This is a genomic window from Acinetobacter sp. (genome assembly GCF_045628685.1).
Classification (GTDB): domain Bacteria; phylum Pseudomonadota; class Gammaproteobacteria; order Pseudomonadales; family Moraxellaceae; genus Acinetobacter.
In genome coordinates, this window is sequence record NZ_JAZQPV010000097.1 from 1 (window position 1) to 5,831 (window position 5,831).

The following is a 5,831-nucleotide window of genomic DNA, read 5'->3' on the forward strand; positions in this document are numbered from 1 at the left end:
TACAGGGCCAGGTGGAACGCCTTATGAATTGCTTGAGCCATTGTGGCTGAACAGAGCTGAGGTATTTAGGGGAGCTAATGGTTTTGATAAAGGCTCTTTAGCTTTAGGTGGGGCAGTCAATTATGTAACTAAAACTGGAAAAGATGCTGAACGTCTGCAGCTTCGCTATGAAGCCGGCAGTCGAGGTTTTCAAAAGTATGCACTGAGTTCCGGTCAAAAAATTGATAATCTTGATTATTACGTATCGATTAACGGATCTACTTATGATGGTTACCAAAAGCATGGTGAAGGTGATAGTAAAGGCATAGCTGCTAATGTTGGTTATCAGATTAATCCAGATTTAGAAACTCGGTTTTATTTACGTTATCGTGAAACTGAGCATCAGACGCCAGGCCGTTTAACTAAACAGCAAATTAAGGATGATCCTAAGGCAGCAAATGCCTACAATCTGCAATATGATGCAAAACGCATTCAGCCAGGCAGTACTTGGCTGGCCAATAAAACAACCTTAAATTTGGATAACGGTGGGACATTGCAAGCCACGTTGGCTTACCATAACTATCCTATGGATTTGCAGGAAAGCCCTTACCGTACAGATGTGAATTATAGCGATATCTCCGCAAGCCTGTCGTATCTGCAACCTTATGATTTGTTCGGATTGAATAGTGTAGCAAAGGCGTCAATTCGCAGCACTACACATCGCCCGGATTCAGGTGTCACAGAATCGCTTCGTTTCGATACAAATGGTTATGAAGCTGGAACGATTACCCGAAAATACACATATCGTGGTTCTGACAATGTGATTCAATTGAGCAATGAATCCGAAATACAGCCAAATCTATGGTTAAGTGCGGGTTTAGCAGGCATTTATACCAAACGCGGCAGTGAAGTTTATTATCCCGTTACTAATGAAGAACTAAGTGAAAGTGATTGGGACTTTGCGCCAAGGCTGGGCTTGCGATATGAAATTAATCAGGATCTTCAAGTTTACGGTAATATCAGCAAGAGTGTAGAACCTCCACATCCATGGTCATTAATTTGGGGATCAAATAAATACTTCCCGCAAGGTAGCGGTCCTGCTTCTGGCCGTATGCGTGCACCGATTCATTTGGATAATCAGGAAGCACAAACTTTTGAAATTGGCGGCCGCGGTGAAAGTGGAATTGGGGCATGGGATTTAAATTATTACTACTCTAAAGTCAAAAATGAGTTGTTGAGTGTTGAGGTTTCGCCAATGCCGAATCCTGTTGTTGCTGAATCAAATGCAAGCCGCACCATTCATCAGGGGTTAGAGGCAGGCCTGAACAGCTTATTGTTGAGTCAGGATGGCTTAGGTGATTTATCACTTCGCCAGTCTTATACCTACAGTGATTTTAAATACAAAAATGACCCTGTATTTGGAAAAAATCAGCTGCCCGGGTTGCCTAAGCACTTTTATCAGGCACAGCTGAGAATGGATTTCTACAATGGCATATTTACCAGCGTAAATACTGAATATGCATCTAAAGTACCAGTTGATTATGCAAATTCATTTTACGCAGATGCCTACAGTACCTGGGGCGTCAGTCTAGGTTATCAGCCTGAAAGCAAGAAGTGGAATACATGGATTGATTTCAAGAATATTGGTGACAAGCATTATGCTGCAACTGTGACACCCGGCTATAACGATAATGGTTTAGATATGGCACGTTCTACCCCAGGTGAAGGTTTCTCAACATATGCTGGTGTTTCCATTAATTTTTAATTAAGGGCTGCTTCTCTATTTAAGAGAAACAGCCTATTTAAATAAGCAGTAAAAAATTCACACCTTGCTAATGCACATTCATAAATTGCTGACACAGAAAAGTATAAATCAATAGACTTAGCTTAGTGCTCAATGTTTCATGATAGTAAATATCTTTGTTTGGCAATTTACGGATAACAAAACTTGAAGTAAATACTCATGAGTGACTTGAGAAGACCTATATATAAACAGGCTGTGTTGGCACATATTCATCAAAATGTTGCAAGTGTACAGCCGACTCTTGAAACGTTTGATGCTGTGAAATCTATATCACCTGCTTTGAATCGTAAAAAAACGGTATTGGTTGTTGGTTTACTTGCCGTGGGTTTTTTGCATATTGGGTTATATGCAATTACTCAGCTGAATCAAGCTGTTGAAGTACCAAAAAAGAAAATCACACCTGTCATGGTGGAAATTATTAAACCTGAGCCTGAAAAGCCAAAAGTTATTCAGCCAAAGATTCCACCAGTCACTCAACAACCTAACCCCCAGCCTGTTGTAGAAGATATTAACCCTGAGCCTGTAAAACAGCAGGTTACCCCAAAGCCAATGGCAAGCAAACCAGCCCCTGTGCTGATGGCAAAAGCAGATGCACCAGCTACGAAAAATGTTGTGGCACCATTACCTGAACCCATAGCAGCACCTCCTGAGCCGAAAAAAGAAGATTTACCCGTGATTGAAGCGAAAGGTTATGCCGGTTACTTAAGTAATCCTGCACCAGAATACCCAGAAGTGGCTTTTGATCGCGGTTGGGAAGGGCGAGTCTTATTAAGAATCTTAGTTTCAGTTTCAGGTTCCCCTGAAGAAATTATTCTAAAACAGAGCAGTGGCAAAAAAGTTCTAGATGATGCTGCAATTCGTACGGTGAAACGTTGGAAATTTTCCCCTGCAAAACGTGGTCCTACCCCTATAGAAGGATGGGTAGATGTACCGATTGATTTTAAATTACCGAAATAAATAAAATTCATTATTGAATTATTAAGGAAATAGACATGAGCGATATCAGTACCCTAATTCATGACACAACCGTTTGGCTGTTGGTTGTTTTATCAATGGTTACTTGGGTACTTATAGTTGTAAAGGTTTTACAAACACGTAAAGCACATCAACAAAGTATTCAATTTGTAGAAACATTTTGGACATCTAAAACCCTAAAAGATGCTGTATTAAAATCGAATGCAGCTGAAGGTCCCTCAGCGCGTGTTGCACAAAGTGGTTTTGAAGCATTAATTCATGCAGATGGCAAATCACATCAGGATTTACAGCAAAGTTGGAGTCGTCAAGATTTGTTAGAACGTCATTTACGTAAACAAATTCTTGCTGAGCGTCGTGACTTAGATAAAGGGACAGCAGTATTGGCATCGATTGGCAACAATGCACCTTTTATTGGTCTATTCGGTACAGTATTTGGGATTATTCATGCACTAAAAGCGATTGCAGTTTCAGGTAACGCAAGTATGGATACAGTTGCTGGACCTATCGGTGAAGCTCTCATTGCAACCGGTCTTGGGATCGCGGTTGCTGTTCCGGCAGTATTGGCTTATAACTACTTTATTCGTAAAGGAAAAACAGTTGGGGCGGAATTGGATGACTTTGCTACTGACTTAGTGAGCCTGAACCAAAAAAATGGTTTTAAAGTACCTACAGTTGAGATTAGCAATCCATCTACAGTGAAAAATATTCAATCTGAAGAGGTCTTGGCATAATGGCAATTTCAACTTCAGAAAATGATGATGTAGTTAGTGAAATCAACATTACGCCTTTAGTGGATGTGATGTTAGTTCTGCTGATTGTCTTCATTGTGACAGCGCCATTACTGACCAATTCAGTAAAAGTGAATTTACCTAAGGCAGCACCTACAAAAAATTTAGATCAAAATAAAGCTGTTGTGGTGAGTATTAAACCGGATGGGGATATTTATTTAGATAAAGAATTAGTGCAACTTGCTGTGTTTGAACAAGAAATCCAACGTAGAAAACAGGAAAATCCTGAGCTAGCATTAAATTTAAATGCAGATGAAAAAGTTCCTTATGGAACGGTAGCAAAAATCTTGGCTAATATTGAGCGTGTAGGTGTTAATAGACTGTCTATTGTAACTGTACCTAATTCTTGATAATTTAAATCTTATTTAAAAAGTCCAAGTCTTCTTGGGCTTTTTTTATTTTCTATATTTGAAAAGGTTTAGACAAAGATGGGATTTTTTAATACCCAAAACAACTTGAGACAGACCAAATCCTCCCAATACCGCATCAGAAACTAATTGAATAAATGCATCTACCTTTTCTATATGCCATCCATTGATCAATGCCTTCATAATAAGCTAATCGATTTTCAACAGTGATCACACAAAGCGTAAGCAATTCTGGATTCATCAAAAGATGATGTGCGACTATTGCCATCAATGAATGGATGGATACCCACAAAATTTGCATGTACTTTGGCTGTACGTTCAAGGGGGGGGCTTATGTATCTTGTAGATGCAATAATATATCATTGTATTTTGTGTTGATTGAAAAAGTGGTAATATTGGTATGTGACTTCAAATCCTAAAGCTGGCTTTGAACAAAATTAGTTTTAGGATTCAATGCACTAAATCTAATTTGGTAAAAAGTGGGTGCAAATTTTTTCCAATATTAAAATTTATATTTAAAATTTTGGTTTAGCTTTTGGTTCAATCGACGCCATCTCTAACACAGCTTAAGATCCAATCCTCATATTCTTGTAGTGTTTCTCGGAGCATATCCATAGGTCGTACGATGTAGTGCCTTTCAACTAATGCACTTGGTTTATGACCTGATATTTGTGCTAATGATCCTTCATTGATTTGAGCCCAAATAGCTAACGTTTTATATGACCTTCTTAATCCGTGGGGAGTAAGTACAATATTTAGTTTCTTACATATTTTCTCTAAGCTATCGTAGGGATTAACAATATATCCACATTCAGAGTCCTTACTGCTAAATATAAATTCAGAATCGGAATTTTTCTTTAGTTCTAATAATAGACTTTCAACAAATGCAGTGAGAGGAATTAGGCGACCTGCGTCTTCAATTTTATCTTTAACTTTTGCTGTTTTCCAACGGAAATTGACGTCTTTCCATTTTAATGAAAGTAGCTCATTTTTTCTGCAACCAGTGATTAAACTACATATCAAAAAAATCGCGATTTTCCTGTTAGTTAACTTATTTACCTCTTCAAACCATGGTTTTAGATGTTGTTTCATCAAACAATCATTTTTGGCTTTTGGAGTAGGGACTTTATCTTTAACCTTTTTTGCGTTATATGATTTTGGAGGTACTAAGTTTTCATAATCTTCATGTTCCTCGCACCAATTGAGAAAAGCGCGTGTGAGTCGATATGCTTTACCTGATGTTGTGGGGCGATAATCATTTTGATCAAGCCAATCGCAAAATACATCTGCAGTTAATTCAGAAAGTTTGTAATCAAACAGTTGAAAAATGGGTTGGTTAGTATAAACACTATTTTTTTCGGGATCGTAACCACCTCTAGATAATTCGATGTGGTCCTGATAGCTTCTTTGTCGCCAATTAGGTTGTCTTGCTGCTAAATATTCAAACCATACATCTTTAAATTTAATAGTCTTGCGTTTTTCTTGTTTTAGTAGTTCTTTGTTATTAGCTAAAGCTTTTTTACGCTCGATAAAGGGGTCAATGCCTTTGTGGCACATAATCGCTAATTCTTGTGCATACTTACGAGCATCATCTAGTTTCCATACATCAACATCACCGATTTTAATCCGACGGTTCTGAAGACCAATGCGACCTTGGAAAATGTAGCTTTTATTATTTTTGGGTGTAACTTTGACGCCAAATCCAGGTGTTTTTTCATCCCAAAAAAAAGTAGGTTTTGTCTTATCTGTACAATCAATTTTGTCTATAGCTGGTTTCGTGAATTTCATTCTAGTAAGCATCTGGTAAGCAAATAGTACTAAAAATCAATATATATTAAGCAACAAAAAGAGTGAATAATAAACTTTATATAAATTATAAATGTATGATAATATGTATTTTATTTTTATATCTTATTG

The 5,831-nt window shown here is 37.7% G+C and carries 5 protein-coding genes and 1 pseudogene; 4 read left to right on the forward strand and 2 right to left on the reverse strand.

Features of this window, described 5'->3' with window-relative positions; genetic code table 11:
* The 4 genes from ACKI4H_RS13080 to ACKI4H_RS13095 all read left to right on the forward strand — a co-directional run.
* Nucleotides 1-1,744, forward strand: a 1,744-nt coding sequence (locus ACKI4H_RS13080; RefSeq protein WP_407306416.1) for a TonB-dependent receptor family protein, incomplete at its 5' end; no start/stop codon positions are given.
* Nucleotides 1,745-1,942: 198 nt separating this feature from the next.
* On the forward strand, nucleotides 1,943-2,740 hold the full coding sequence (locus tag ACKI4H_RS13085) for a TonB family protein (RefSeq protein ID WP_407306418.1): 798 nt from the start codon (nucleotides 1,943-1,945) through the stop codon (nucleotides 2,738-2,740).
* Between the two features lie 35 nt (nucleotides 2,741-2,775).
* Complete coding sequence (locus ACKI4H_RS13090) at nucleotides 2,776-3,489, forward strand: MotA/TolQ/ExbB proton channel family protein (RefSeq protein WP_407306420.1); 714 nt, start codon at nucleotides 2,776-2,778, stop codon at nucleotides 3,487-3,489.
* Complete coding sequence (locus ACKI4H_RS13095; protein ID WP_407306422.1) at nucleotides 3,489-3,896, forward strand: ExbD/TolR family protein; 408 nt, start codon at nucleotides 3,489-3,491, stop codon at nucleotides 3,894-3,896. Before ACKI4H_RS13090 ends, ACKI4H_RS13095 begins: the two co-directional genes overlap by 1 nt.
* Nucleotides 3,897-3,941: 45 nt before the next feature.
* Here the strand turns inward: ACKI4H_RS13095 and ACKI4H_RS13100 are convergent.
* Nucleotides 3,942-4,240: pseudogene (locus tag ACKI4H_RS13100) on the reverse strand (Fic family protein); the annotation flags it as partial.
* Between the two features lie 214 nt (nucleotides 4,241-4,454).
* The gene (locus ACKI4H_RS13105; protein WP_407306424.1) at nucleotides 4,455-5,702 is read right to left on the reverse strand and encodes a tyrosine-type recombinase/integrase; all 1,248 of its coding nucleotides are present in this window, start codon (nucleotides 5,700-5,702) and stop codon (nucleotides 4,455-4,457) included.
* Nucleotides 5,703-5,831: the final 129 nt, after the last annotated feature.

What these genes read in the sequence shown, in the direction of transcription:
- ACKI4H_RS13095 (WP_407306422.1), top strand. Translation starts at nt 3,489, where the DNA reads ATGGCAATTTCAACTTCAGAAAATGATGATGTAGTTAGTGAAATCAAC.
- ACKI4H_RS13085 (WP_407306418.1), top strand. Translation starts at nt 1,943, where the DNA reads ATGAGTGACTTGAGAAGACCTATATATAAACAGGCTGTGTTGGCACAT.
- ACKI4H_RS13105 (WP_407306424.1), bottom strand. Translation starts at nt 5,702, where the DNA reads ATGAAATTCACGAAACCAGCTATAGACAAAATTGATTGTACAGATAAG.
- ACKI4H_RS13090 (WP_407306420.1), top strand. Translation starts at nt 2,776, where the DNA reads ATGAGCGATATCAGTACCCTAATTCATGACACAACCGTTTGGCTGTTG.